General features: G+C 46.4%; 19 protein-coding genes and 1 pseudogene. 2 read left to right on the top strand and 18 right to left on the bottom strand.

What is annotated here, in order from left to right:
• Positions 1 to 101: 101 nt before the first annotated feature.
• The 9 genes and pseudogenes from BN2762_RS26945 to BN2762_RS15995 form a co-directional block, all read right to left on the bottom strand.
• Entirely contained in the window at positions 102 to 383 is a 282-nt protein-coding gene (locus BN2762_RS26945; RefSeq protein WP_148499953.1) for a hypothetical protein, read from the bottom strand.
• Complete coding sequence (locus tag BN2762_RS16030; RefSeq protein ID WP_222861089.1) at positions 340 to 1,707, bottom strand: peptidoglycan-binding domain-containing protein; 1,368 nt, start codon at positions 1,705 to 1,707, stop codon at positions 340 to 342. The genes BN2762_RS26945 and BN2762_RS16030 overlap by 44 nt, the downstream gene beginning before the upstream one ends.
• A 666-nt stretch (positions 1,708 to 2,373) precedes the next feature.
• Positions 2,374 to 3,045 (bottom strand): ABC transporter ATP-binding protein, encoded by a 672-nt coding sequence (locus BN2762_RS16025; RefSeq protein WP_187386543.1) that lies wholly within the window; start codon positions 3,043 to 3,045, stop codon positions 2,374 to 2,376.
• A complete protein-coding gene (locus BN2762_RS16020) occupies positions 3,038 to 4,216 on the bottom strand; it encodes a hypothetical protein (protein ID WP_055107924.1) in 1,179 nt (392 codons plus the stop codon). The genes BN2762_RS16025 and BN2762_RS16020 overlap by 8 nt, the downstream gene beginning before the upstream one ends.
• Positions 4,217 to 4,233: 17 nt before the next feature.
• Positions 4,234 to 5,238, bottom strand: a complete 1,005-nt coding sequence (locus tag BN2762_RS16015) for an ABC transporter permease (protein WP_055107923.1) — start codon at positions 5,236 to 5,238, stop codon at positions 4,234 to 4,236.
• A 242-nt stretch (positions 5,239 to 5,480) separates the two neighbouring features.
• Positions 5,481 to 6,833, bottom strand: a pseudogene (locus BN2762_RS16010) (IS1182 family transposase).
• A gap of 133 nt (positions 6,834 to 6,966) precedes the next feature.
• Complete coding sequence (locus tag BN2762_RS16005; protein ID WP_055107922.1) at positions 6,967 to 7,491, bottom strand: hypothetical protein; 525 nt, start codon at positions 7,489 to 7,491, stop codon at positions 6,967 to 6,969.
• 288 nt (positions 7,492 to 7,779) lie between these two features.
• On the bottom strand, positions 7,780 to 8,934 hold the full coding sequence (locus BN2762_RS16000) for a glycoside hydrolase family 88 protein (protein ID WP_055107921.1): 1,155 nt from the start codon (positions 8,932 to 8,934) through the stop codon (positions 7,780 to 7,782).
• A gap of 439 nt (positions 8,935 to 9,373) precedes the next feature.
• The gene (locus BN2762_RS15995; protein ID WP_055110119.1) at positions 9,374 to 10,183 is read right to left on the bottom strand and encodes a DUF368 domain-containing protein; all 810 of its coding nucleotides are present in this window, start codon (positions 10,181 to 10,183) and stop codon (positions 9,374 to 9,376) included.
• A gap of 238 nt (positions 10,184 to 10,421) precedes the next feature.
• Between BN2762_RS15995 and BN2762_RS15990 the strand changes: the two genes are divergently transcribed.
• Complete coding sequence (locus tag BN2762_RS15990) at positions 10,422 to 11,309, top strand: fructose bisphosphate aldolase (protein ID WP_055107920.1); 888 nt, start codon at positions 10,422 to 10,424, stop codon at positions 11,307 to 11,309.
• 244 nt (positions 11,310 to 11,553) lie between these two features.
• Positions 11,554 to 12,201 carry a DUF6199 family natural product biosynthesis protein gene (locus tag BN2762_RS26940; RefSeq protein ID WP_222861088.1) on the top strand — a complete coding sequence of 216 codons (648 nt, stop codon included), beginning with the start codon at positions 11,554 to 11,556 and terminating at the stop codon, positions 12,199 to 12,201.
• A gap of 111 nt (positions 12,202 to 12,312) precedes the next feature.
• On the opposite strand, the gene BN2762_RS15975 is transcribed toward BN2762_RS26940, so the two are convergent.
• The 9 genes from BN2762_RS15975 to BN2762_RS15935 all read right to left on the bottom strand — a co-directional run bounded on the left by BN2762_RS15975 (position 12,313) and on the right by BN2762_RS15935 (position 24,411).
• Complete coding sequence (locus BN2762_RS15975; protein WP_055107917.1) at positions 12,313 to 13,416, bottom strand: ABC transporter permease; 1,104 nt, start codon at positions 13,414 to 13,416, stop codon at positions 12,313 to 12,315.
• Positions 13,416 to 14,660 carry an ABC transporter permease gene (locus BN2762_RS15970; RefSeq protein ID WP_055107916.1) on the bottom strand — a complete coding sequence of 415 codons (1,245 nt, stop codon included), beginning with the start codon at positions 14,658 to 14,660 and terminating at the stop codon, positions 13,416 to 13,418. The genes BN2762_RS15975 and BN2762_RS15970 overlap by 1 nt, the downstream gene beginning before the upstream one ends.
• An 11-nt stretch (positions 14,661 to 14,671) precedes the next feature.
• Positions 14,672 to 15,604, bottom strand: coding sequence for an ABC transporter ATP-binding protein (locus BN2762_RS15965; RefSeq protein WP_055107915.1), 933 nt, complete (start codon positions 15,602 to 15,604; stop codon positions 14,672 to 14,674).
• Between the two features lie 335 nt (positions 15,605 to 15,939).
• Positions 15,940 to 16,581 carry a response regulator gene (locus BN2762_RS15960; protein ID WP_055107914.1) on the bottom strand — a complete coding sequence of 214 codons (642 nt, stop codon included), beginning with the start codon at positions 16,579 to 16,581 and terminating at the stop codon, positions 15,940 to 15,942.
• Positions 16,578 to 17,729 carry a sensor histidine kinase gene (locus BN2762_RS15955; protein WP_055107913.1) on the bottom strand — a complete coding sequence of 384 codons (1,152 nt, stop codon included), beginning with the start codon at positions 17,727 to 17,729 and terminating at the stop codon, positions 16,578 to 16,580. Before BN2762_RS15955 ends, BN2762_RS15960 begins: the two co-directional genes overlap by 4 nt.
• A 1,064-nt stretch (positions 17,730 to 18,793) precedes the next feature.
• Positions 18,794 to 20,281, bottom strand: a complete 1,488-nt coding sequence (locus BN2762_RS15950; protein WP_055107912.1) for a protein adenylyltransferase SelO — start codon at positions 20,279 to 20,281, stop codon at positions 18,794 to 18,796.
• A gap of 214 nt (positions 20,282 to 20,495) precedes the next feature.
• A complete protein-coding gene (locus BN2762_RS15945; RefSeq protein WP_055107911.1) occupies positions 20,496 to 21,488 on the bottom strand; it encodes a hypothetical protein in 993 nt (330 codons plus the stop codon).
• A gap of 139 nt (positions 21,489 to 21,627) precedes the next feature.
• Entirely contained in the window at positions 21,628 to 22,785 is a 1,158-nt protein-coding gene (locus BN2762_RS15940) for a nucleotide disphospho-sugar-binding domain-containing protein (RefSeq protein ID WP_055107910.1), read from the bottom strand.
• Between the two features lie 201 nt (positions 22,786 to 22,986).
• Positions 22,987 to 24,411, bottom strand: coding sequence for an MDR family MFS transporter (locus BN2762_RS15935; protein ID WP_055107909.1), 1,425 nt, complete (start codon positions 24,409 to 24,411; stop codon positions 22,987 to 22,989).
• Between the last annotated feature and the right edge of the window lie 4 nt (positions 24,412 to 24,415).

Raw genomic sequence — 24,415 nt, 5'->3', positions numbered from 1 at the left:
CAACTGCATCTTCCCCATACTTTTCCTTGAAGTACTTGTCCCAATCTTCCCCAAACATCGGTTTACGGGAGTCCCACGAACCACTACCATCAGCAGGTCCATCAATTACTGTTTGCTCTTTTTTTATTAACTTCCGGCGTAGTTTTACTTTTAAGTGACCCTACGCTGCCTCTGGAGTTGGATTTATAGAGTTCTTTTACCCTGAGACCAAATAATATTCCAGCCAACCCTGCACTATCTAGCCAATCCTCTTTGGAAAATGGATCATCCGGATTAAAGGTACCTACCAGTGGTTCATACACACCGGACAATACTCCGGAGGATAACCAATCAATATAATTATATATAGACTGATTCATTCCTGTTCTCAGCTCGATAGACATAGCCATCGTAAATTCCTTTGGGAATGCCGAAAGTTAAATAATTCAAAAAATCGCCCGGTGAATCAAACGCCTTACTCCACCGCTCATCTGCGGCAGCTTTAATATCAGAGCCGATTTCCTTGAAGCTGTCTATTGATTTTACAATTGAGTTTCTCGTATCCACCAATCGCTCCCGTATAAAACACATATTAAAAATACCGGGTATGGGTTCGACGAGACCCTTTTCCATATAAATCAAGTTTAATACTCTATGATCTATTTTACCATCGACCACAAATTTATACTGCAGCTCCGCAGATGTTTCACTATGGTTAAATAACTTCTGATACTCTTCAACAGCGCTTAGCAGCTCAGGGCTATACGTTCCGGTTATATCGCCACGGTATAAATTCTTTTCCGCTAAATATTGCTGTACATATTCAATGTCCTGTTTCGAAATACTCTCGTTATATTCTTCAATCTTTAGGGCAATTTCCTTCCGTTTCGCCTCCGCAGCGATTGCTCCTGCTTCGATGAATTTGTAGTGTTCCCTAGCCCAGTTTTGATATTTCAAGTTAATCATGCCCAATGCAATAGCCAAACGCTGTTCACTCAGGGCAGGCATGGCTGAGCCATCTGTCTTGTATGGATCATACCGAAGCGCGTTGAGAGGTGAGCCTAAGTAGTGACCTCTTAAATTGACATCAGCCGCATACCATTTCTCCGATACACCAAGCTCTGTTAATTGTGCCCTTACTTGCTCAGCCAATTGATGAGCTTCGTCCATATACTTTTGGTTACCAAACTTACTATATATCGCATATTCCGTTTGATATTGAGCAATTTGGTCGAAGGCATTTTTAATTAACGTAAGCTGCTGTTCGGCAAATAAACGCTCTTCGTCATTCCCGCTATGCAGCATTTCAAAATAAGCGTTGATTTGCTCATCTTCCCTAAATTTGCTCAGTCTGGATTCTAACGTGATCCTCTTCGCCTGTTGAAGGACATATTTAATCAGGTCAAGCAGACTAAAACGTTTCGTGACATCTACCGAAAGACGGGGTGAATACTTTGCGGCCAATTCTTTGCGGAATCCGGGCTGCACTGAGAATTTCATAGAACTCTTCTTCACTAAAGCCTTGATTCTAGCCTCATCTTCTGCATATTGCCCAGCTATGGATTTCAACAGATCACTTTTACTATGTAATTGGTCATGGATATATTTAGCTTGCTTACGTATGTCATACAGCGTTTCTTCCGCACGATTCGCTGCGGATCGTACATCCATCGATTCTGGGTATCTAATTCTAGTCGAATGAGTTACATTTTGAATATCCGTCTGCAATCTTACTATCCGTTCTTCAATGAACTGGTCGAGGCGTTTCATATCCTTAGACAGCTGGAGCAGTCTGTCCGTATTTACACTTTGCTTACTACTTATCTCCCCCACCTACTTCCGAACTACAATTTTTCACCAAATTCTACAAGAAGAATATCATTTATGGGAAATTTTATCATGATTCGAAGGAACTAACACTCATTCGTTTAAGCCTTCGAATTATTCCGTAATTAAGCAGAAAGTCATATTCTCACGTGACTAGTAGCCTTGGGATATCCATGCTTCAAAATATTTGTCTCTAACCCCTCCATTAAACTACGCTATTAATCTAAGTTGGTCCCTCTCCACTCAGCACCTCGATCATCATTAGAGCACCAATTTTAAAGCCATGGACAACTCATAACCATATTCCATAATCTCAACAGCAATGAATTAATCTATTCGATACATTATTTTTTGTACAAACTATGTTCCGAAGGCTTAGTGAAGTCGTTAAAAATAACGGCAGACGCTCTAACATCATCATTGCTATAAAGGTCTCCCCCCACGTCGTTTGATAATAAGCTTGTAAGCCGACTAAATCGATTTCATATCATTCATTACTCCGATTTTTTTCCTAATAGAAAGCAAAAAACTTTCAGCCGGAAATGACCAGGCTAAAAGTTTCATCTGCTAATCCACAATTTTACCGTCCTGCAACACGATTGTTCTATTACACATTTCTGCTACCTTCTTATTGTGAGTAGCAATAATGAATGTAACTCCTTCCTCTACATTGATTTTTTTAAGTAATTCCATGATTTTAAACGTGTTTGAAGTATCTAGCGCCGCTGTTGGTTCATCTGCAATAACTAACGCTGGACGATTTATGATTGCTCTGGCAATAGCAACTCTCTGTTTTTCTCCTCCAGATAACTGCTTTACTTTTCTATCCGTAAGTTTTGACAGGTTTACTTTTTCAAGTACACTCATAACTAACCCTCTAATCTGATTAATATTAATGTCTTGATTAAACAATAAGGGCAGCTTGACATTGTTGTATACCGACTGGTCATCAATTAGTCCGTAATCTTGTATAATATAACCGATGTACTTGTTTTTCTTTTCTGCTTTTTCTCTATTGGACAAGGAGTTAAAATCCTTCCCCTGAAGCCTGTAATGTCCCGAATATTCCTTAATATTTCCTCCGATAATGTTCAGTAAAGTAGTTTTTCCAGAACCTGATTCACCAATAATTGCGACCATCTCACCAGACTTTGCAGATAAATTTATGTTATTTATAGCTAACCCATGTTCATTATATTTTTTTGTTATACCCTTTAAAACTACAATGTCGTTATTCACAGGAAATCTCCTTATGCAACATTTTATCGTCATATTTAATTTCGTTTATAAAGTAAGTATTAGCTAAAGAAGTAATTGTAGCAGCTAATATACCTATGAGTAAAATCATCAGGCTGTGCAACCCATAGAATGTGAGATCCCAGATCTCGCAAATCAAAAACCAGATCAGCTCTTGCAAGATGATTGGAATTATAAAAGCAACAATATTTAGTAGAAATATAGATTTAAAAAGGAAACCTCGAGTTAATCCAGTGCTTACATAAATGAAGTACTCTCTTTTTCTGTTTTGAAATTCTAAGTAATGAAAACTGGCAAAGGAAACCACCACAAGTGGCACAATAACAATTAGTAACATGACATAAATGTACATATCCTGGTAAGTCAGTCTCTTTATCTTCAGAACACGATCTTCAATGCTTTCTACATTCCCTAATCCGTAATCCTGTAACATAGAAATAAATGTACCTTCCGGATAAGCACCCGTATTTTTAATCGTAACTGAAATAGCCCTTTTAGGCTCGGTATAAAAAAGTGGGGAGATTTCATTTAATTTATCAAAGACTAGAATCGTAGCATCTCTCTTATATATATTAGCGCTTGCATAAGCAGTATCTAGAATATAATTATGTTTACGGCTACCGATCACTTCTATTTTAATCGTTTTTATCGTATTAAAATTTTGAACGATATCCATATTATATATATTGCCAAGTTTATAATGACTACTTAGTTCCTCCGGAATGATTGCAGGATATATCCCCTCTTGAACCCGCTGTTTGTCGAAATATTCACCCCTCGAGATGTTATATTTATAGTGTTCCACTTCTTTTGGTGATAAAAAACTTATAGTTATCTGCCTATTGTCATGATATTGATTCGTAAACGCAACGCCCTTGGATGGGGCAATGACCTGTATTCCTTGGGGGAGCATTTCCTCTAATTTACTCAACTCATCGTCTACATGATTTATATTCTCTAAATAATAATCAGCTCGGTAAAGTTCAGATGAGCTTATGCTCTCCAAAGTATGCTTAAGATGTTTAATCTCATTCACGTTATAAAAAACGATATGAAAAAGAAAACAGAGTATTACTAACTCAAAGCCAAGATATAGATATTTTTTTTCACTGTTTTTGATCAAAAGCTTTATAAATTCATATTTTTTTCTCATAACTGTCCTTTTCTGTACTAAATAAAACTCATACTCTTAATAATAGGGCCTAAGTGAATGGAGATATAATGACTTACAAAGATCGCAATCATGAATAAAATAAATACCTCGACAACAAAATTTAAAATAATATATATGTTCTCATAACCTAGATTTCGATATATCATCATCGTACTCTTGTTTCGCAAGTGTAATATTTTTATCATTTTAAATATGTTAAGAACACAGAAAAAAGTAACTACTAAAGACGCCATTACGCTTCCGGAAATATTCTCCATTATACTTACAATCATCCAGGAAGATGAAGTTTTAATCTGAATACTAACATCGTTTAAAGCGTTATTTCTCGCCGCCTTAATCATCTCACGGATTTCTTTATTACTTAACCGCTCTTCTAACGAAATGAATGCCTCATTCATGTGAAAGGGATTATTGCTGTATTGTGATATTTTTAAGATCGTATTGTAAGGGATTACTGAACGCGTATTATAGTCATCACTGCTGATTCCTATTAATTCAAAATCGTAGCCAGAAAAGCTGATCGTATCGCCCAAGCTAACATCTGAATAAAATTCATAATAATCACTTTCACTAAGTATTATTACGTCTTCACCAGCATCTATCTCATTTTCGCTAAAATTCCTACCTTGAATAATTCTATTTTCAATGGACTGAGGATATATATCCTTGTAGTTACTAGAAAAAGTCAGATCCAAATGAAATATTCCGTTGTTTCTAACTGTCAAATTAATATGTTTGATTTTCTCGATGTTTTTGCTGCTAAACTCTTTCAGGATAGAATCAAATAACTTTACAGAGTTAAATCCTGAAAAGCTTATTTCATAGGTCCTTGCACCTTCATCCAATTCACCGTATTCAGCAAATCTTTGAATAACTTCCTTTGAAATCAAAAATAAAAATGAAAAAGCTACAGTTAAGATACAAAGAATTACTAAGTTAATTTTCCTATCGCTAATAAATTGTCTATATAAAATTTCTGAAAATATTCTAATTCGCCTCATTAAACCTCACTAGACTCCATTTATTTATTCAATCTACCAATATATTCAAGATAGATATATAATAATCCATTATGGATCTTAATTCTACCCAATTCAAAACAAAAGTATTATGGAATGCACTCCACAATACTTTTGTTTTGAATTTTTAGACTTAATAATATTATATAAATGAATCAATTTCATAATGCTTAGTTACAAAATCGTAGACTAACCGAATTAAAGCATTTCCATTTTAAAAAAAACTATGCGGCTCGTTCTTGTAACTGACGGCTTAAACGATCACACGCTAACTTCATGCAATTGTAAACTAAAGTAACCAAGTTTAAATGAACCTTAGCTTTTTGACCTGTTCGATGTCTCACATTGTTCAGTTGGAAAAATTCTTTCAAGTAAGCATTCACTCTTTCCACTGCAGATCGTCTCTTAGCAATTTCTTTCCACTGCTTTTAGCCTCTGGCCGGAGCGGTATATTTTCTAAGATCCGTTGTAATCTTCATTTTATAGACCTTCTGGCAAAGTGAATCATGCGCTAATGGACAGCTTGCACATTCTTTCGGTCGAACATATTTGAGTATTTCATAGGTTGGATCGTAGCTGTCATAGCGATAAGAATGTTCCCTGACACAAGTGGGTGCGAAGTATTCGTCAAATCCAACAAGTTCTGGTTCCCGCCGACGATTATAAGCAATAACAGCATGTGCATCTGCTTCTCGAATTTGCTTGTATATGGCTTCATAATCATATCCAGCATCCATGGTTACGTACTTGATATTGAAATTCGGATGCTGTAATGCCATCCCTTTTAGGAGCGGAATGGCAGCTTTACCATCATTCAAGCTCCCAGAAGATAGCATTGCTCCAAGGATATATTGACTCTGCGATCCTACGGCAAGGTGACCTTTATAGCCATACCAAAAGACATTTTTGCCATCGCTATTCTTCTTGACTCCCCATTGCGGATCAAGAGGCATTTGATCTCGTAAAATGTTGAACGGCTCATGTAATTGGGCAGCGATTTCTTTCTCGAAGATTGGTTTTTGCTCCTCTTCTTCTTGTTTTTGTTTCAACCAAGCTTCGCGTTCAGCTTTCGCTTTTCGCCCACGCTTTTTGGGTTCTGGCTTTTCCTTTTCTTGCTTTGCAGGCGCCTGATCTCGAGCTTCGATATGGGTAGCATCAATAGCAACCGTATCGTCTGTAATAAATCCTTCGGCCATGGCATGTTCTAGTAGCTGCTGTTGCATCTCTTCTAGCGCATGGCTTTCGCTTATCTTACGCATTAATCGGGAGTAAGAAGAAGCCGATGGGATCGATTCTGACAGCATAAAGCCACAATCCAAGCGAAATAAGATGTCATGTTGAAGTCTCTTTATTAAATCTTTGATCGTAGGAATACGTTCTACGATTCGGATGATCAAGGAATAGACCATTGCCCTATAATTCACTTCAATGGGCGCACCATAAAGAGATGTTTTTCTGACCAAACGTAGAATAGGTGCAATGTCAATCGTAGAAAAAACCTCACGAAAACGATCTTTTTGTTCCATTTCATAAAGTTCTTGCAGGGTAAATAAACTCTCGTGTCGAATATATGGCATAGGGAGTTCACCTCGTCTCATTAGTTTGGTTTGGTCACTATACTAATTCGAGATTTGGGGAGGTACTCCTTTTTCTATGCCTTAAAAACCAGTCGTGGCAAGGCTTTTGATTTATGAAATTGATTCAAATTTATTAATTATTAGTTATAGTACCTGAGCCGGTTAAATAATCACCTAATGACAAATAATCATTATTTATAACTTTCAATGTATAACTTCCACCACTAGTAAGTCCGGAAATCCCTCCGGATTCTTTTTTGCCTAATTCAAATTGCAAACTTTTTGTTGTTAACCCTCTAAGTAGTTGAATGGTGTATTTATGTCCAGAATAGCCACTTACCAAATTACCAAATTCGTCTTCAATATAGGCACTAGCATCTACTGTTACAGAAGAACTATCAATTGTAAAACTAGTGGATTGAACAGAAAACCGAATTTTAAATTCAAATTGCTTTGCAACTGTCCCTCTTGCTGTTTTCACATCTACCCATCTAAAATACTCACCAGTTTCTTTATTTTCATAATTTTCGCCATATGAAAGATTTATAGTTCGAGCGCTCTCATTAGTTTTTTCGTTAGCAGAAGCAAATGCCGGACTAGAGAGAAGCAGTACCATACACATAATAAGATTAGCTATCAGCGACTTCTTAACCTTCATTATAATTCCTCCCATACGATTTAAATTCAAGAGACAGCAAAAGTTATTCTGATATGAAACAATCCTCTAAATCAAGATAATTAAAGGGATTTAATTTTCTATAAATAAACAACTCCTTTCCTAATATCAATTCAATAGAAAATATTGGGTATAATTACATATTAATGGTTTTTTCAATGCTGTCAAACCTCCCTACTATATGAATCCATTCAATATATTTAATAACCCTCCAATGTATTCTTAGACAACAAAAAGGCCGTTCCTAAGAACAGCCTCTCCTATACAATATCACCACAAATACAAATCATTGCCCTTTAGCTTGAACACAGCCTCCATGAAATAATAATCGCCGTAAATGATCGCGGTGTGGCGATTCGGGTTGTGGTAGGCCGCGGAGCCGTTGATCAAGATGCAATCGGAATCCTTCGTCCAATCGCTGCGGGATTCATCCAACGTTTTCAGCAGCTTTAACGCAGGGTTTAGATATAAATCCTTCTCGTGCTGTCCGACCGCCTTGGCCATTTCGATGAGTCCGCAGGCCGCGATAGCGGCAGCGGTGGAATCTTCGTAGGCCGGCTCCTTCGGCTGTCTGAAATCGATAGGAATGATTCCGCTATCAGGAATATTCGCAATGAAGTAATGGGCGATCCGCTTGGCAGTATTCAAATATTCTTCTTTTCCAGTATGGATATAGCTCATCATGAAGCCGTACAAGGCCCATGTCTGCCCCCTTGTCCAGGAGGAGCCCTCCTCGTAGCCCTGTCCGCCATACGTTTTGACTACGCCGCCTTGGAACGGGTCAAACTCGACGATATGGTTGACGGAGCCATCCGGTCTGACAAACGCCTCCATCGAGGTGTCGGCGTGCTTCATGGCAATTTGCTGAAACCGCGGATCGCCGGTTTCCTCTGTAGCCCAATACAGCAGCGGGATGTTGAACATGCAATCGATAATCGCCCAGCCCCGGGTATCTCCCTCCGGCAGATCATTCCAAGCACGAATGAAGCCGCCTGCCAGGTTAAATCGTCCAGCAAGCAGGTTGGCGGCATGCAGAGCTCTTTTTCTGGATTCGGGATTCTTCGTCACTTTATAGTTGGCAACGCTTGTGGGCAGCCACATGAAGCCTACATCGTGATGCAGCCCATAGTATTGCCGGAAGCATTCATCCAGCTTCTCCTCCGAGTTGTTGGCGATCTCTTTATATTTCTCCTGGCCGGTTTCATGATACATCAACCACATCATGCCGCCCCAGAAGCCGTTCGTCCACCAGCAGATTCCGTCCGCCGCCGTACCTGTAGGGTTATCTATCGAACGATCATCATGCGTGCCGTTAATCGTCGTATAAGGAATCTTGTGCCTGGACTTCTCGCTGACCCAATCCATTTTTGCGGTTATTTTACCAATTACATGATCTAGCCAAAGTTGATCGTTTGCCTGCAGCATCGTTATAATCCTACCTTCTCATTAGCGTTTTATGATAAACCAAATGATGAATCAGGCAGCCCATGGGTTGGAGCCCTCTGTAGTCTTATTCTTTCACACGCTGCAGTTCGTTTGAATGTTGTTTTTTTAGAGAAAAGTACGGTTTTTTAGGAAAAAACACGATCACTTAGCAGTTGACTGAGCTGATCGCGTCTTATTACGGTTGATATGAAAATTGTTCCAAACCATCCGTTTAGCTTCGGAAGTTGAAGAACCGAGCATCGTATTGAATCCAATTTGCTAAGAAGCAACACAGCAGTGTATTTTAACGGTCCGGCTTCATTAAATAATGCATTATTTTTGCTCTTCCGCCCCTTGGCCTTGGAACACCGCCTGATAATAAGCCTCGCCGTCAAACCCTTGTTACGAAGTGTAACGTGGCAAAGGACACTTACAGCTATTATTTGTTTCCTAACTTAAGAGAGCAGAAAAAACCAAGCACCATGGCAAACAAGCTGATTACAAGCGCAGCGGTCCCGGTTGGGATTCCTGGAAAAATGACATACAAGGAACCTATAACCGTACCAATAATAATAGAGTACATAATACTAGGATGAGTGGCTAGCAATAGCTTAATGAGCTTGCTGCTTAGAATGAATCCAAAGATAACCCCGCTTCCGATAATTGCGATAAGCGGCAGATTGAATGACGATAGAGCTTCTATTGCTATTGGATACACACCGATTAGCAGGAGTACAAAGGAACCGCTTATCCCTGGAAGCAGCATGGCCATGCTGGCAAGCGCCCCTGCTCCGAATAAGCCTGCCCCATACATAAAAGTAAGTTCAATGGTTGCATGGCTGTCCGCGTTAGCTGGTACTAGCAAGCCTGTTAAAGCAATAGCGATTGCTGAAACAATAAACAATATGTAATGAATCGCTTTAAAGTTCTGTTTAACATCTGCACTTTTATAGAGATAAGGAATAATCCCCAAGATCAGTCCGATAAAAAAGAAATATGTCGGCTGTTCATGATTAGCGAGCAGCCATTTCATCACCCGGCTTAGAATGAGCAGGGCCGATACCACACCGATGCCAAGCGGAATGAGAAAACCGAGATGCTTCTTCCATTCCCTGCTGAAAAAACCGCTAATGGATTGAATTAAGCGATCATAGAATCCCAAGATTACTGCAATAGTTCCCCCGCTCACACCCGGAATCAGATCCGCTGTCCCGATCATCATTCCCCGCCATATATTGCTCCATTCCAACATAGATTCTCTCCCTTTACTTTTTGCATAAGCATTTTTTGTTTTATATAAGTAAATGCATGTCCCGACCATTTTACAATGGCTATAGATAACTTGCAATTTTTTATCTCTCTCACTAATAAAAATGACGCAGTGCATCGTATTCATGGGGGCCTTAAATGTATGTCCGCAAATAAAAGTGTTATAATAAAATGGATTATGATTCCATTTAGTCCATTAATCGGGAGGAGTAATATTGATGAATACCAAGCAATTGGAGCAAATTCATGCGGGAAAGGGCTTTATTGCTGCCTTGGATCAGAGCGGCGGGAGCACTCCTAAAGCTCTGCTGCAATATGGCATTGAAGAAAGCAAATATTCCAATGAAGAAGAAATGTATGAATTGGTGCACGAAATGAGGACGCGTATTATTAAAAGTCCTGCGTTCGATTCCCGGTATATTTTGGGGGCTATTCTCTTCGAGAACACGATGGACCGTTTGATCGATGGGCAGTTTACGGCCGACTATCTATGGGAGAGGAAAGGCATTGTGCCTTTTCTAAAAGTCGATAAGGGCCTCGCGGAGCTTGAAGACGGGGTTCAGGTCATGAAGCCGATTCCAGACCTAAACGACCTGTTGGAAAGAGCGATTAAGCGCAACATTTTTGGAACAAAAATGCGCTCGGTCATTAAAGAAGCCAATCCTGCGGGGATCAAAAAAGTCGTGGAACAGCAGTTTGCTATCGGCAGGGAAATTGTAAAAAAGGGACTGGTGCCGATTGTCGAGCCGGAAGTCGATATCTACAGCGCGGATAAGCAAGCTGCGGAGGCCATATTAAAAGACGAAATTTCCGCTCAATTATCTGCCCTGGATCAAGACGACAAGATCATGCTTAAGCTCTCCATACCGACGGAAGATAATTTCTACAGCGATTTAATGGGGAATCCGCACGTGGTACGGGTTGTTGCTTTGTCAGGCGGCTACTCTCAAACGGAAGCCATTGATAAGCTGGCTCGCAATCATGGACTGATCGCCAGCTTCTCCCGCGCCCTCTCTCAAGGATTAACCGCTGGGCAAACCGACGAGGAATTCAACACCATGCTGACCAAATCCGTTCATGCCATTTATGAAGCCTCCATCAAATAAAGAGCTTCGTCCGAGCTAAATTACAGCCGGGGCCATCCGCCCCGGCTGTTCATGTTCTCCGTTTCCTGCCTTCTATCCGTCCTTCCTCATGATTAGATCATTTCTCCTGCAACTTTCAGCCCAGCTCTTACGTAACCATAATTATCATAGTAAGAGAGGATGAAATGTCATCAATAAGCTGGCTTCACTCAAGCGGATCAAGGCTTCGACCCTGCTAGTCATTTTGGGCACCCTAATTTTTTGCGTGTTCATTGTGCCCTTTTTCCGTTCTTACTTCACCGAGTCTGTGTTCTATTTTAATGAGCATAAGTATAAGAAGGTGAATGAACAAGCCGATTTTGCAGAATATCGAAGCCAGACTGAGCCTCTCATCAAAGTGCAAAGAATCGGTCATGATCGGCAAGTCACCATCCAAAGCGAAGAATACGCCATTCACAGGCTGGGAGATCCATTCAACATCAAGTATGAAGTGATTTATCCCGGCGGCAAGCGGTTTGAAGTCAATGATCATAACGGTCTTCTTGTCAGCTATGACGAAAATGGAGATTGGTTTGTTCAAATGACCGTATTCGACTCCAGCGGACAACGAATTTTGCAGGAAGGGGAGGAGCAGCTTGAACGCTATCATCCCAGCGACCTAGTCGCTGCCGCTTATCCAGAATACCATACGAAGCAAGGCGAACCGGTCTTCTTTATTTTTTCCATTTTCATGTTCATCTATGGATGGTGCGGATTTCGATATGAAGGCTTCCAGAACTTCCTCTTTAAAATTTCGCTGAATTGGCTTTGGGTCAGAGAGGCCGAACCCAGCGACTTCTATTATTTCATGTGTAAAATAGGCGGAATCGTCGCTATGATCCTGTCCGTCGTCATGTTCTTCAAATCTTTATAACAATGATGCTGCTTCGGGCATGATTTCCTGTATGCACCAAACGGGTCCGGGGCTGCCTGGATAACTGCCAGCCATAGCTCCCCGCTTGGCCACACTGCCCAAGCATTGCTGTCAGGCCCTGCGGCGCTCCATCAGATTAATGCCGATCCCCATGCAAATCACGGCAATGATGCACAGCTTGGCGATTGATGGAAGGATATCCAGCCAGCTTTTATCGTAAATCGCAATTCCCGTCAGAGCGTCCAAAGCGTGCTTCAGGGGCAGGATTTCGGATATTCCCAGAAGAATTGGATTCGTGATCGTCCCTGGCGGCATGTAGCCGCCGCTTAAGATCGGCATGACCGGAACCAGGGATGGAAACACCATGTTAAATTGCTCCGGAGTCCGGACGATGCCGGCCAGCAGCATGCAGAAGGCTGTGATCGCCAGAATATACAGTGCGGCGACAAGGATCAGCATTCCGAAGTGATCCCCCATGTCGAATCCAATCCCAAAGCGGAACAGCAGGAAGACGACGAGAACTTGTATGAATCCGATCAGCATGCTGTAGAACAAATGGCCGAGGTACATCTCCGACTTGCGAACCGGAGACAGAATCATACGGCTCCAAATGCCGGCTGCTTTCTCCATCGTGATGGCATTTAGCTTGAAGCCAACCGTAAAGGCGGCTAGAAACAGTGTAAATGTAAACAGCAGCTGCAGGCCCATATCGTATCGAACCAGCTCGCTACCGTCCAAGGTACGCATCTCTACGGCCATCGGCGGCTGCTCCAAATAACGCTGCACCTCTTCCCGCAATCCCCTCTCATCTGCCGCATATGCCGCGGCTGCCCTCAGCTGCAGCTCCTCCTGGAACACAGCGCGAAGATGATGCTCCACGAGACGTACGTTCGGATTCTGGGTGGACGCGATCAATCGGTACTCGTTCTGCATCACCTGAACAGCCGCATCGGCCCGGCTCCCGCGTACGTCCGAGCGCGCCCCTTCTTCGTCCTGCAGGAAGAATTCAATCGCATCGCCTTCGTTCAAATGCTCGATCCACTGCTTTGCTACAGAGGCTTCCACACCTGGCCCCGGAAAAACTCCAATTTTAATCCTATTATCCATACCAAACCCAAACAGCAGCGTGGCAAGGATGCTCAGACCGCAAAAAGCGAGAACCATAATCGGAGAACGCTTCTCCTTCATCCATTGCGCCAGAAATATCGGATTCATTAGATTCGCCCCCTTCTAGGAAACAGCCCGATGGCCAGCCCCGCCGCGGCCAAAGCGAAAACGCCCAGCTTGATCAGCGGAACAGTCAGGCTTGCGCTCGTCTCCGTCTGCAGCCATTCCAGAAGCACAGCCAGCGTTAGCCCGTTTGGCGTCCATTCGCCAGCGGCTTTCAGCCATCCCGGCAGCACATAGATCGGTGCAAAGCTGCCGCCAATCGTCCCCGCGACTAAAATGATGACAAAAGTCAGGCCGCTTGCTACGGAATCCTCCAGCCGGAACACCAGAGCGGTGAACAGAGCCGCCAGCGCCCCTACGCAAAGGGATAGAAGCAGCAGCACACTGGACATGCCCAGCCAAAATTGGAGCGAACGTCCCGGAAATATGCCCAGGGCAAAATGAGATACCAGCAGGACGATCGTTAGCTGAAGCATGGATAAGCAGAAGGCAGCGCTCATTTTGCCGGCTAAATATTGGACCGGACGAGAGCCGGCAAGCAGAATGCGCTGCAGAGTATGCTCTCTTTTCTCGGCCATCGCTTTGGTTGAAATTGTAGTCGATAAGAGCAAAGCAAACACGATGCTGATCGCCAGAGCAAAGTATTGAAAGGAGGTTACCGTTTGGGCGCCCGGGATGATCTCATAGCCGCCAAAATTTCCTCCCTCAGCCAAAACCATTGCTGCCGCGGCCGCCATCTCCGCGCCGCCCGCATGCTGCAGGGAAGCGTTAAAATTGATCGCGTGCATCAGTCCGCCGATCAGATCCTTAAGCGCATCGACCTGGAGCGAGGCTTCCCTGGCGGTCACCTGCAGCGCGGCCCCTTCGCCCTCGTTAAGCAGCATTTTATGGAGTGCCGCGAGCGTGAATCCGTCCGGAATCGTAATGATCGCCTCAATCCTCTCCTCCTCCAGCTGCCGGCGTGCTTCCTCGCTGCTCAGCTCCTGAATTTGAACAAAGCTCCCTGCCTCTTCAGATTGAAGTAGTCCGATTAAAGCTTGAACCGGAGAGCTCCATGATTCGTCTGATCCAAGGCCCAATGTGCCCTGGACTTGCTGGACGGCAGCAGCTTCATTATCCAGATTTACGAGAGCCGCCTTCATCTCGAGCGATTTCGCCGGATTCTCAATCCAGCCTGGCAAAGCGAACCCTAGCACGGTAATGAGAATGAGCGGGGCTGCCAGCGAGACCGCCAGCTCCTTCCGATCTCTCCAGAATACGAGCAAATCCTTCTTGAAAAAAGGGATCATATGTGCTCCCCCTAATCTCTCAGCGTCCGCCCGGTCAGATGCAGGAAGACATCCTCCAGGCTTGGCGTTTGTACATGTATACTGGTAATTTGAACCTGATGCCGTTCGGCGGTTTGGACAACCTGGGATAACAGGTCGCTTTGCTTCGCCGCAATCAGCTTTAATCCGCTCTCTGTCTCCTCAACCTGCCGGATCGGCGGCAGCGCCCGCAGCTCCTCGGTCAGCCTCTTGCTTGGCTTATCCAGCTGCAGGATCAGCGTGTCCTCGCCGGACAGAATCCGGCGCAGCTCTTCCTTCGTTCCCGAGGCGATGATCCGGCCATGATCCATTATGTAGATCCGGCTGCAGAGCTGCTCGACTTCTTCAATGTAATGGCTCGTATATAAGACAGTCGTTCCCCTATCGCGGTTCAATAACCGGACGGTCTCCAGAATGTGGTTCCGGGACTGGGGATCAATCCCCACCGTCGGTTCATCCATGATAACGATCTTCGGATCATGCAGCAGGGCTGCGGCGATATTGATCCGTCTCTTCATCCCGCCGGAATATGTCTTGATCAGCTCCTTCTGCCGATCGCGAAGACCGACCATCTCCAGCAGCTCCTGAATTTTCAGCTCCAGCGGCTTGCCCCCCAGACGGTAAAGCCCGCCGAAAAACTTCAAATTCTCATATGCGCTCAGCTCCTGATAAAGCGCAATTTCCTGCGGCACGACGCCGAGTACCTGGCGAATAAGCTGCGGCTTGCCAAGGACGCTCGTTCCGTTCAGCCTCACATCCCCCGCATTCGGTCTTAAGAGCGAAGAAATGATGGAGATCGTCGTCGATTTCCCCGCACCATTGGGCCCAAGCAGACCGACGGATTCCCCCTCGTCCATGTAGAAGCTCACATCGTCAACCGCTGTTTTTCCTTTGAACACCTTCCGTAATTCCAAGGCTTCAATCATTCTCTCTGCCTCCTTCGATTCTGCGAGCAATTTTCCTAATCTATGGCACAGTATACAAACAAAAAGACAGTGCTCACACTGTCCTTCGTCATCAATTCCTTCTCTGCCCATGACTAGAGTCATGGATGTGAAACAACGCAGCCTACATCATGTATCTATCATGTATCTATCATGTATCTATCATGTATCTATGTATCTATGTATCTATCATGCATCTATTATGCTTCCACCGTGTATCCGTCATTCTACCATCATGTGTCTATCATGCATCTATCATGCTTCCATCGTGTATCCGTCATGTGTCTATCATGCTACCGTCATGTGTCTATCACAGCTCACACAACATTATGGCGGATCGCATATATGGCAAGCTGCGTCCGGTCGCGCAGCTCCAGCTTATCCATCAGCTGGCTCATATGATTCTTCACCGTGCCGACCGACAGACCCAGTTGCTCGGAGATCTCCCGGTTACTGCGTCCCTCGCCGACAAGCTTGAGGATATCCAGCTCTCGCGGCGTAATGGATGGATCAACGGATCGATCATCCTCTTCCTCGGACTGGCGGAGCAGCCGCGGAATCACCTTGGCCGCCACGTCATCCTGGAGGGATAGCCCTCCCGACATGCAGCTGCGGATGGAACGGATCAACGCCTCGGGCTCTGCGTCCTTGAGCAGGTACCCGCTCGCCCCGCTTTTCAGCGCTTCCAGCGCATATTCATCATCGTTGAACGTAGTCAGCATCAGCACCTTGCGCTCCGGCCATCTGTTGCGGATGATCCGTGCCGCCTCCAGGCCGTTCATCACCGGCATCTGGATATCAAGTATCACAAGATCGAACCAGTGGCCTTCATTCAAATCGACCGCTTCCCGGCCGTTAGCAGCCTCTCCCGTAACACGAAGCTTCTCGTCGGTCTCTATCATCATTTTCAAGCCTTGGCGAACCATCGCCTGGTCCTCGGCCAGTAATATTCTGATCATTCGTTCGTCTCTCCCTGAATCATATGTAAATGAAGCGGCAGTACGCCGCTCACGATAAAACGGTCATAATGCTGAAGGATCTCCAGCCGGCCTTGCTGCCCCTCGATCCGCTCCCGCATCGATTGCAGGCCGAAGCCTTCGCGGAAACGACCGATCGGGGCACCGGGATTCGATATTTCAAAGCGGAAGACGCTGCCCCCCGGAGCTTCAAAAACGACCTCAGCCTCCCGGGACTTGCTGTGCTTCATAATATTCGTCAAGGCCTCCTGCACGGCGCGATATACCGTAATCGACTGTTCGTTCGTGAGGGGCGCCGACATCGCCCCATGCTTGACCGTGAAATGAATTTTGATCAAGCTCTCCGCCTCCAGCTTGCGGATCAGCCTCATAATCGCCGGCAAGCCGCCAGGCTCCCCCTTCTTCAGAGCCTTGACGGCGCTTCTCGTCTCCTCGAGGCTCTCCCGCGCCAGCTCCTTCAGCTGCCGGGCCTTTTCCTCCGCCTCACCGTTGGCCTGCATGCGGAACACTTCAAGCTGCATCAGCAGAGCTGTCAGCTTATGTCCGACCGAATCATGAATCTCCCGGCCGATCTGAGCGCGTTCCTCCTGCCGGGCCAGCTCCTCGTCGGTTGCGACGCGGCGCTTCATTTTGCGGTACTCGCTTAGCAGAGCTTCGTTCCGGGCTTCGGCCTCCTCTCCCCGCTGCCGGGCCGTGCGGTATACAATCAGCGCCGCCGCAAGCATCATAGCATGCAGGACGAGATAGACAGGGGGCAGGGAGGGATAGCCCACCGCTGCAGGAGCCATAGCGCTTATAAAAATTACGATGCCTGCAGTCCAGGCATATGTAGGCGGAAGCCTAAAGGCTGCCTTTCCGGCCAGCATCGAGAACACCAGAATAGCATATGGATTCCCCGTTCCCGATAGCTCCGGCCACAGGACAGCGCTAGCCACAACCGAAGCCGCGCTTAGATTGAGCGTAAGCAGCAGCGGTTTTGCCCGCAGAAGCGGGGAAATGAAATAAGCCGCAAAGAATAAGGCGCTGCCCATCCACCTTGGAGCGAGTATCGCCATATTTAAGGATACATGCTGAAGGGCGCAAACCCAGGCCGCGCCGAGTAAAGCCAACCAAACCCAATATGTACGCATAAGAAGCTCCTCACCGATCGTAAAGAATTATTTCAAGTGTAGCACATCGCCCTTCATCACAAGAAGATAAAATCTAGAAATCCACAGCAAAAAAACAACTAATACTTTGTCAATTAGCAGATTTGCAGGAAGTGCTTTTATACACTGTGACTACAAAGCATGGCAAAAAAGCCTTCATTTGCAGGGGGGATGTGGAATAAGCAGTTTCTACGAAATGAAAGTGTATGGAATACGTTTCTGGGAGTGGAAGTCTATGAAATATGTTCCTGTGAAGTAGAAATCTATGAAATATGTTCCTGCGAAGTAGAAGTTTGAGGCGCAAGTTTACGGATTTAGTTTCTACGAGGTGAAAGGTTGCCTTTTTTGCGCATGCGTAGACTGTACCATTTTGAACTCAAACATAAGCTATCGAACTCCTAGTCTATGTTATTCACTAACAAAAAGGTCCCCTTTAGCGAATGCTAAAGAGGACCCTCGTCATATTGCACGATGGCAAACACTAAATGGATTTCATGGTTCTAATTAAGCCCTAAACGAATGTTTCATGGGAGTAGTTGGATTTCATGTACCTAAAACCAACACTCCCGCCAAGAAAGGATAATTTCCTTCTTCTAACGCCATGAAATCCATTTAAATCTGCTTTCCCTTCTTTGTCGCAGAAACTAACTACTATAAATCCATTTAGAACGAGAAACCACAATTCATGCTCGGCGTAAAGGGGAGGTACAGAGCACATTTGGTCACTCCAAGAGCAACCGGAGGCGATGAGCGCATTTGGTCACTCAAGAGCAACCGGAGGCGATGAGCGCATTTGGTCACTCCAAGAGCAACCGGAGGCGATGAGCGCATTTGGTCACTCCAAGAGCAACCGGAGGCGATGAGCGCATTTGAACACTTCAAGGGCAACCGGTCGTAAAAATTTACTAAAGGGACAGCCTCTATTTCTCTGCCTCCTTGCCTGTTACCCTATCCGCATTTTCACATTACCAACCGCATTAACCGCATTACGCTTCTAAATTGATCCCTGAAGTTCTCATTTTTGAATAACTTGTCACGCCGGCCGATCAGGTGCCGCAAAAGGTTCGGTATGGGCGCAGCGAAGGCTCCGGAAGCTTGCAGTATTCGGCCTGCTCTTCCGTGTGCGCATAAGGATTTGCGAGCGCGCTGAGCAGACGCTGCATCACGCTGTAATCCCCTTCCTTCTCCGCGGCTTCAAGCGCCTCCTCCACCCGATGGTTGCGCGGAATGACTGCAGGATTGCTGCTGCGCATAAGCTGCTCCGCAGCCTCCTGCGTCTCCTCCTGCCGGCTCAATCTCTCCTGCCAACGCTGTAGCCATGACTCGAATTCCTCATCCCCGGACAGGGCCGTCTCCTCCCACTGCCTGTGCGTTAAAGCCCGGAACGTATTCGTATAGTCCGCCCGGTGCTTATGCATAAGCTTGAGAAGTTCCTTGATTAGAGCTTCGTCCTCCGGTTCCGGGTTGAACAGCCCGAGCTTCGCCCTCATCCCTGCCAGCCAATGGCTGTGAAATTGTTCGGTGAAGCCGGCAATTGCCCCTTCCGCCAGCTTGATGGCCTGCTCCTCGTCTTCATGCAGCAGCGGAAGCAGAGCTTCCGCGAATCTAGCGAGGTTCCACGCGCCGATATAGGGCTGATTGCCGTAAGCATAACGGCCTTGAGTATCGATGGAGCTGAACACGGTCGCCGGATCGTAGGCATCCATGAAAGCGCAGGGACCATAATCAATCGTCTCTCCGCTGATCGTCATGTTGTCCGTATTCATCACCCCGTGAACGAAGCCGACCAGCTGCCACTTCGCGATCAGCTCGGCCTGGCGGCGGATGACCTGCCGAAGCAGAGCCAGGTAGCGATTCCCGCCAGCAGCCGTATCCGCGTCCGCATCGGGATAATGCCTCTCCAGCGCGTAATCCGCCAGCGACCGCAGCTCGTCGCCCTCCCCGCGCTGCGCTGCATATTGGAACGTGCCGACGCGCAGATGACTAGCCGCGATGCGGGTCAATATCGCGCCGATCTGTTCCGACTCGCGCATAACCGGCTGCCCTGTCGTGACCACTGCGAGGCTGCGCGTTGTCGGAATGCCGAGCGCATGCATAGCCTCGCTAATAATATATTCGCGCAGCATGGGACCCAGCACCGCACGGCCGTCCCCGCCACGGGAGTATGGCGTTCTCCCGGACCCCTTCAGCTGGATATCCACCCGCTGGCCTTGCGGCGTAATTTGTTCGCCGATCAATACAGCACGGCCGTCGCCCAGCATCGTGAAATACCCGAATTGATGCCCGGCATAAGCCTGAGCAAGCGGCAAGGCTCCTTCGGGAATTTCGTTGCCGGCAAATACGGCAGCCCCCTCGCTGCCTTGCAGCGCTTGGGCATTCAGCCCGAGGGATTCCGCCAGCGATTCGTTGAGTACGACCAGCTTCGGCTCGCGAACCGGCACTGGTTTTTGCAGGGTGTAGAATATTTCCGGAAGACGGGCATAGCTGTTGTCAAAGCTCCATCCTGCTTCTGCTTTTGCTGTGTTCTCTGTCATCATATCTCCACTTTTCATATAGGTTATCGTGCTTCAGATTGACCGGATAAAGATGAATTACCCGTTTAGTATGCACTTTTAATCCTTACTTATAATTTATATCTTACTTCATCTTCATCCCCAAAAACACGTTATTCTGCTATCTATAGAAACACGCTATTCTGCCACCCCTAAAAACATACTGTTATGTTACCCTTAAACACGCTATTCAGCATCATCCGCGAACTTGAGACAAGGCATATTCAAATTTGGCCGCGCGAGTACTTAAGTCCAAATCCTGCGGATGGTCAAACAGCGCCAACGGATTTACCTCAACCTTTTTGCCCATTTGAATGTTCATCTCAGCAAACCTCTTTACAGTATCTACCGGGCTGCTTGAATTTGCTCTTACCAGCATCCTACGCAATCGTTCAGTAAGTTCGAGTTCAGACGGTTGTCCAAACACAACCGCATTATCCGTCAGGGTGCTTTGCTGCTCGTATTGGTCTCCCAAATCCGTTACCGTCCAGCCAGCCCAACATTTCTTAACATGTGGGATGAGATCTGACTCGGCTCCTGCATACCAAATATCCAAAGTCTGGCGCACCATATCCAAATGAAACCCCTGATCAGGGAAGTCCTCTGTCCACTCCGCCACCACCAGCTTCTCCTGTCCCAGAGCAGGGTCTATCGCCTGAAGAAATGATTCTCCAGCTAATAAATATTCATCAAATGTGGCGTGTATGGGAAATATTCTCATTTCTCCATTCGAAAATACGAGGCTTGCGATCGTCCGAATAAATCCGCCCTTCTGCTCCGGCTCTATGAACGATGGTAAATCGGCCGTATATTCAACGGATCTGACCTGCTCTAGCGGATAATTCAAATACCTGGCCATATCAATAATTCCACCCTTGGCCCACTGCTGCTCCCATCCGCTCCATAAAGGCTGCATTAAAGCAAACAATTGTCGCCTGAGGGGAATATCGTACAGAATATCCTCTCCGCCATACCAGAGCATAAATTTCCGGTCGAGATCCATCATGACCCCTCCTTCCGCCCATCGGTCATCTAGCCATTCATCTGTAAGCTGCTGCTGCTTGATAAAAGAAAGCGCCTCCTCTGGTCCCCAAAATAAATCACCGGGCAATGTATTTGCACACCAGTGGCTGTAATAAAGATCATATTTCCCATCGTTAACTAGGATTAGATTGGCACGCTGTCCCATTTTTCCACTCCCTCCTCTATCCTCTTTACTACAATATCGTACAGCAATTCCCAAATCATTATATTAATGTAGCGAATCCACAACGCTGGGGATTAAATGTTCAGTTAAAAAAAAAGCCCTTACGGGCTTATTAAAAAAATTAGCTATGCTTCATACTGGACGCAGCAGCTTCACCGACCGGCTTGGCAGCAAAATACCGCTGCAGCACCTCCGCTCCCCGCCGGCCTCCGCCGCCATGATGCAGGATCGATTGCATGGACTGCACGCTGCTTCGAATCACAGGATCGGCGAGAATTTCCTCTGCTTTCTGGAGCAGCAATTCTGGCGTAACTGCCTCTAAATCCATTTTTCTGCCTAAGTTCAGCTCCTCGGCCCGGGCGGCGACCAGCGGTTGATCGGAGCTTTGCGGAACCATAAGAAGCGGGACTCCGTACCACAGCGATTCCATCACCGAATTCATCCCGCCATGAGAGATGAACAGATCGGCATGCTGCAGCACCTTTAATTGAGGAACGAACGGGTAGATGGAGAAATTAGCGGGAATCTCCGGAGGCGGCGTCTTGGCGACCATGACCACCTTCCAGCGGCTTCCCGCAAATGCCTTAATGCACAGCTCATAGAAGCGGGGATTATTAATAACACTGCCAAGAGAAATATAGAGCGTGGGATGTCCGGCGATCTCCTCGAGCGGGAATCCCGTATCAGACTCCCTGTCCACGATGGTCGGGCCGATAAATTCAAAGGCTTCCTCCAAATCCTCCGCATCCGGCTGGAACTCCCTCGGGATCGGAGCAAGCATGAGCGGCTCCCGCTTCAGGAACATACTGGTGACGATCTCGGGAATTTTTCCATCGAACATGCGTGAGAAATATTCGAATACAGCCGAATCCGCCGTTACAGCGATCCCTGAGCAGAACAGCGCTCGCGGCAATCCAAGCTTCTCAGCCACGGTACGTCCCCACAGGCACATCGGATCGCATACGACGCCGTCCGCCTTTTCCAACCTTACGAGATCCAGCAGCTCAGAGGCTAGGGCTATATGCCGGTTCAGATTGCTCACATAGAACTCCCCATCCCGCAGCGAAGCGGTCAGCGGCTTCTCCCCCAGCTCGTCCATCAGGAAGCCGAATTCCCGGCCGACGAGGCGAATCTCGGCCCCGATGCTGGCAACTTTCCCCGCGAACTCCTCCGTCGTGTAATAGACGATCTGTTCGCCCCGGCGAACAAGCTCCTCGGCTGTGGATAACGTAGGATTGATGTGCCCGTAATACGGCAGCATGAAAAACAACAGCTTCATCCCTGATCCTTCTCCTCTCCAATTGTTTTATCTCTATCAATAGATTGTATGCAGCAAGAGAAATATTTTTCATAGTTTCTTTGCTCAAATTGAATTTTATTGCTCTCCTGCCTGTCCCCTTTTCGGCTGTATACAAAAAAAGACCCTTGCAGGCCTTATTAACAGAGGGCCGGACCGCCCCCCCAAGGCTTGCAAGGATCTCTATTCATGGACCGTTCTTCTTCCCAATAGCAGCGACAGCGGAATGGCAAAGACAAGAACGGCGGTAGATACAAGAAACGTATCGTTCGAGCCGTAAAGGAAGGCCGCCTGCTTCAAGGCCTCACCCACCCTCTCTCCGCCTAGCTCCGCAAGATGCGCTCCCGTTCTGACCGCCAGAATGGAGCTGAAAATCGCAATTGCCAGCGCCGCCACGGCCTGGCGCAGCCAGTTCGAAATCGATGTCGCCGAGCCGACATGCTCTGCCGGAACATGGCTCATGGAGATGTTCGTCACCGGAGAGGTCGCGAGGCCTACCCCGATATAGCGCAGAATCATCCAGATCATGACATATCCTATCGAGGAATGCATCGTAAGCCGGCTGAATTCCCAGGAAGCGATACAGAGCAGCAGAACGCCGAATAACACGAACCATACCGGATCGAATTTGCCGTACAGCTTACCTGTTGCCATCGTCACCAGAATCATGATAAGCGCCCCTGGCAGCATGATAAGTCCGCTTGTAAAGGACGATGCTCCCTGCGCTTCCTCCAAAAATAAAGGAATCAGAAATACGCTGGAGTACAGCCCTACCGAAATAAAACAGTTCAAGATCGTGCCCATCGCATATTTCGGATATTGGAATACGCGAAGATTCAGCAGCGGTTCCTTCGCAGTCAGCTCCCGCCAAATGAAGGCTGCGATACCGACAAGACCCGTCAGCAGCAAAGCGAGCGCAGGAACGGAGAACCAGCCCCAATCACTCCCTTTGGTGAAATACATTAGCAAGGAGACGTTGCCGGCCGCCACGGCAAGCAATCCCCAGAAATCCAAGGTAACGGCAGCGGAGTCCTTACGGGCCGGCAGACAAAGTATGGCGCACAGGATAGCTATGACACCGATCGGCACATTCGCATAAAACAAAGCCCTCCAGCCCCAGGCATGAGTGATCATTCCGCCTACGGTTGGACCTACCGCCGGAGCAACCATCATCGATACCGTCCATAGGCTGATCGCCATGGACTGCTTCTCCTTCGAGACTGACTGATAAATAATCGTCATGGTGGAAATTTGGATCATACCGGCACAGATTCCCTGCAGCACGCGGAACGAGATAAGTGATCCAATATTCCAGGAGAGGCCGCATAGCGCGGAAGAAGCCGTTAGACCGATTAAAGCCGTGATATACACTTTTTTGTACCCTAACTTGGCCCCCAGAAAGCCCACGACAGGGGCAATCGTACCGATCGCCAGCATAAAGCCCGTAACGATCCATTGGACGGAATTAATATTTGTATGCAAATTCTTCATCATCGAGGGAAGAGCTATATTTACGGTACCCGAATTCACAAAGGCCAGAAAATTCCCTATAAATACAGCCAAAATAATCAAGGCAAATCCGTCATTCTGCTTGTTGACCTGTGCCACATCT

It is taken from the genome of Paenibacillus ihumii, assembly GCF_001403875.1.
Classification (GTDB): Bacteria; Bacillota; Bacilli; order Paenibacillales; family Paenibacillaceae; genus Fontibacillus; species Fontibacillus ihumii.
Note: the sequence above shows the minus strand (reverse complement) of the source record. Positions and strands in the feature narration are given on the sequence as shown.

Coding starts and splice junctions, on each gene's coding strand:
- BN2762_RS15965 (WP_055107915.1), bottom strand. CDS start 15,604: ATGATTGAAGCCTTGGAATTACGGAAGGTGTTCAAAGGAAAAACAGCG.
- BN2762_RS16000 (WP_055107921.1), bottom strand. CDS start 8,934: ATGCTGCAGGCAAACGATCAACTTTGGCTAGATCATGTAATTGGTAAA.
- BN2762_RS16005 (WP_055107922.1), bottom strand. CDS start 7,491: ATGAAGGTTAAGAAGTCGCTGATAGCTAATCTTATTATGTGTATGGTA.
- BN2762_RS15940 (WP_055107910.1), bottom strand. CDS start 22,785: ATGAAGCTGTTGTTTTTCATGCTGCCGTATTACGGGCACATCAATCCT.
- BN2762_RS15955 (WP_055107913.1), bottom strand. CDS start 17,729: ATGCGTACATATTGGGTTTGGTTGGCTTTACTCGGCGCGGCCTGGGTT.
- BN2762_RS15960 (WP_055107914.1), bottom strand. CDS start 16,581: ATGATCAGAATATTACTGGCCGAGGACCAGGCGATGGTTCGCCAAGGC.
- BN2762_RS16020 (WP_055107924.1), bottom strand. CDS start 4,216: ATGAGAAAAAAATATGAATTTATAAAGCTTTTGATCAAAAACAGTGAA.
- BN2762_RS15950 (WP_055107912.1), bottom strand. CDS start 20,281: ATGACAGAGAACACAGCAAAAGCAGAAGCAGGATGGAGCTTTGACAAC.
- BN2762_RS15945 (WP_055107911.1), bottom strand. CDS start 21,488: ATGGGACAGCGTGCCAATCTAATCCTAGTTAACGATGGGAAATATGAT.
- BN2762_RS15975 (WP_055107917.1), bottom strand. CDS start 13,416: ATGAATCCGATATTTCTGGCGCAATGGATGAAGGAGAAGCGTTCTCCG.
- BN2762_RS15990 (WP_055107920.1), top strand. CDS start 10,422: ATGAATACCAAGCAATTGGAGCAAATTCATGCGGGAAAGGGCTTTATT.
- BN2762_RS26945 (WP_148499953.1), bottom strand. CDS start 383: ATGTCTATCGAGCTGAGAACAGGAATGAATCAGTCTATATATAATTAT.
- BN2762_RS15970 (WP_055107916.1), bottom strand. CDS start 14,660: ATGATCCCTTTTTTCAAGAAGGATTTGCTCGTATTCTGGAGAGATCGG.
- BN2762_RS16015 (WP_055107923.1), bottom strand. CDS start 5,238: ATGAGGCGAATTAGAATATTTTCAGAAATTTTATATAGACAATTTATT.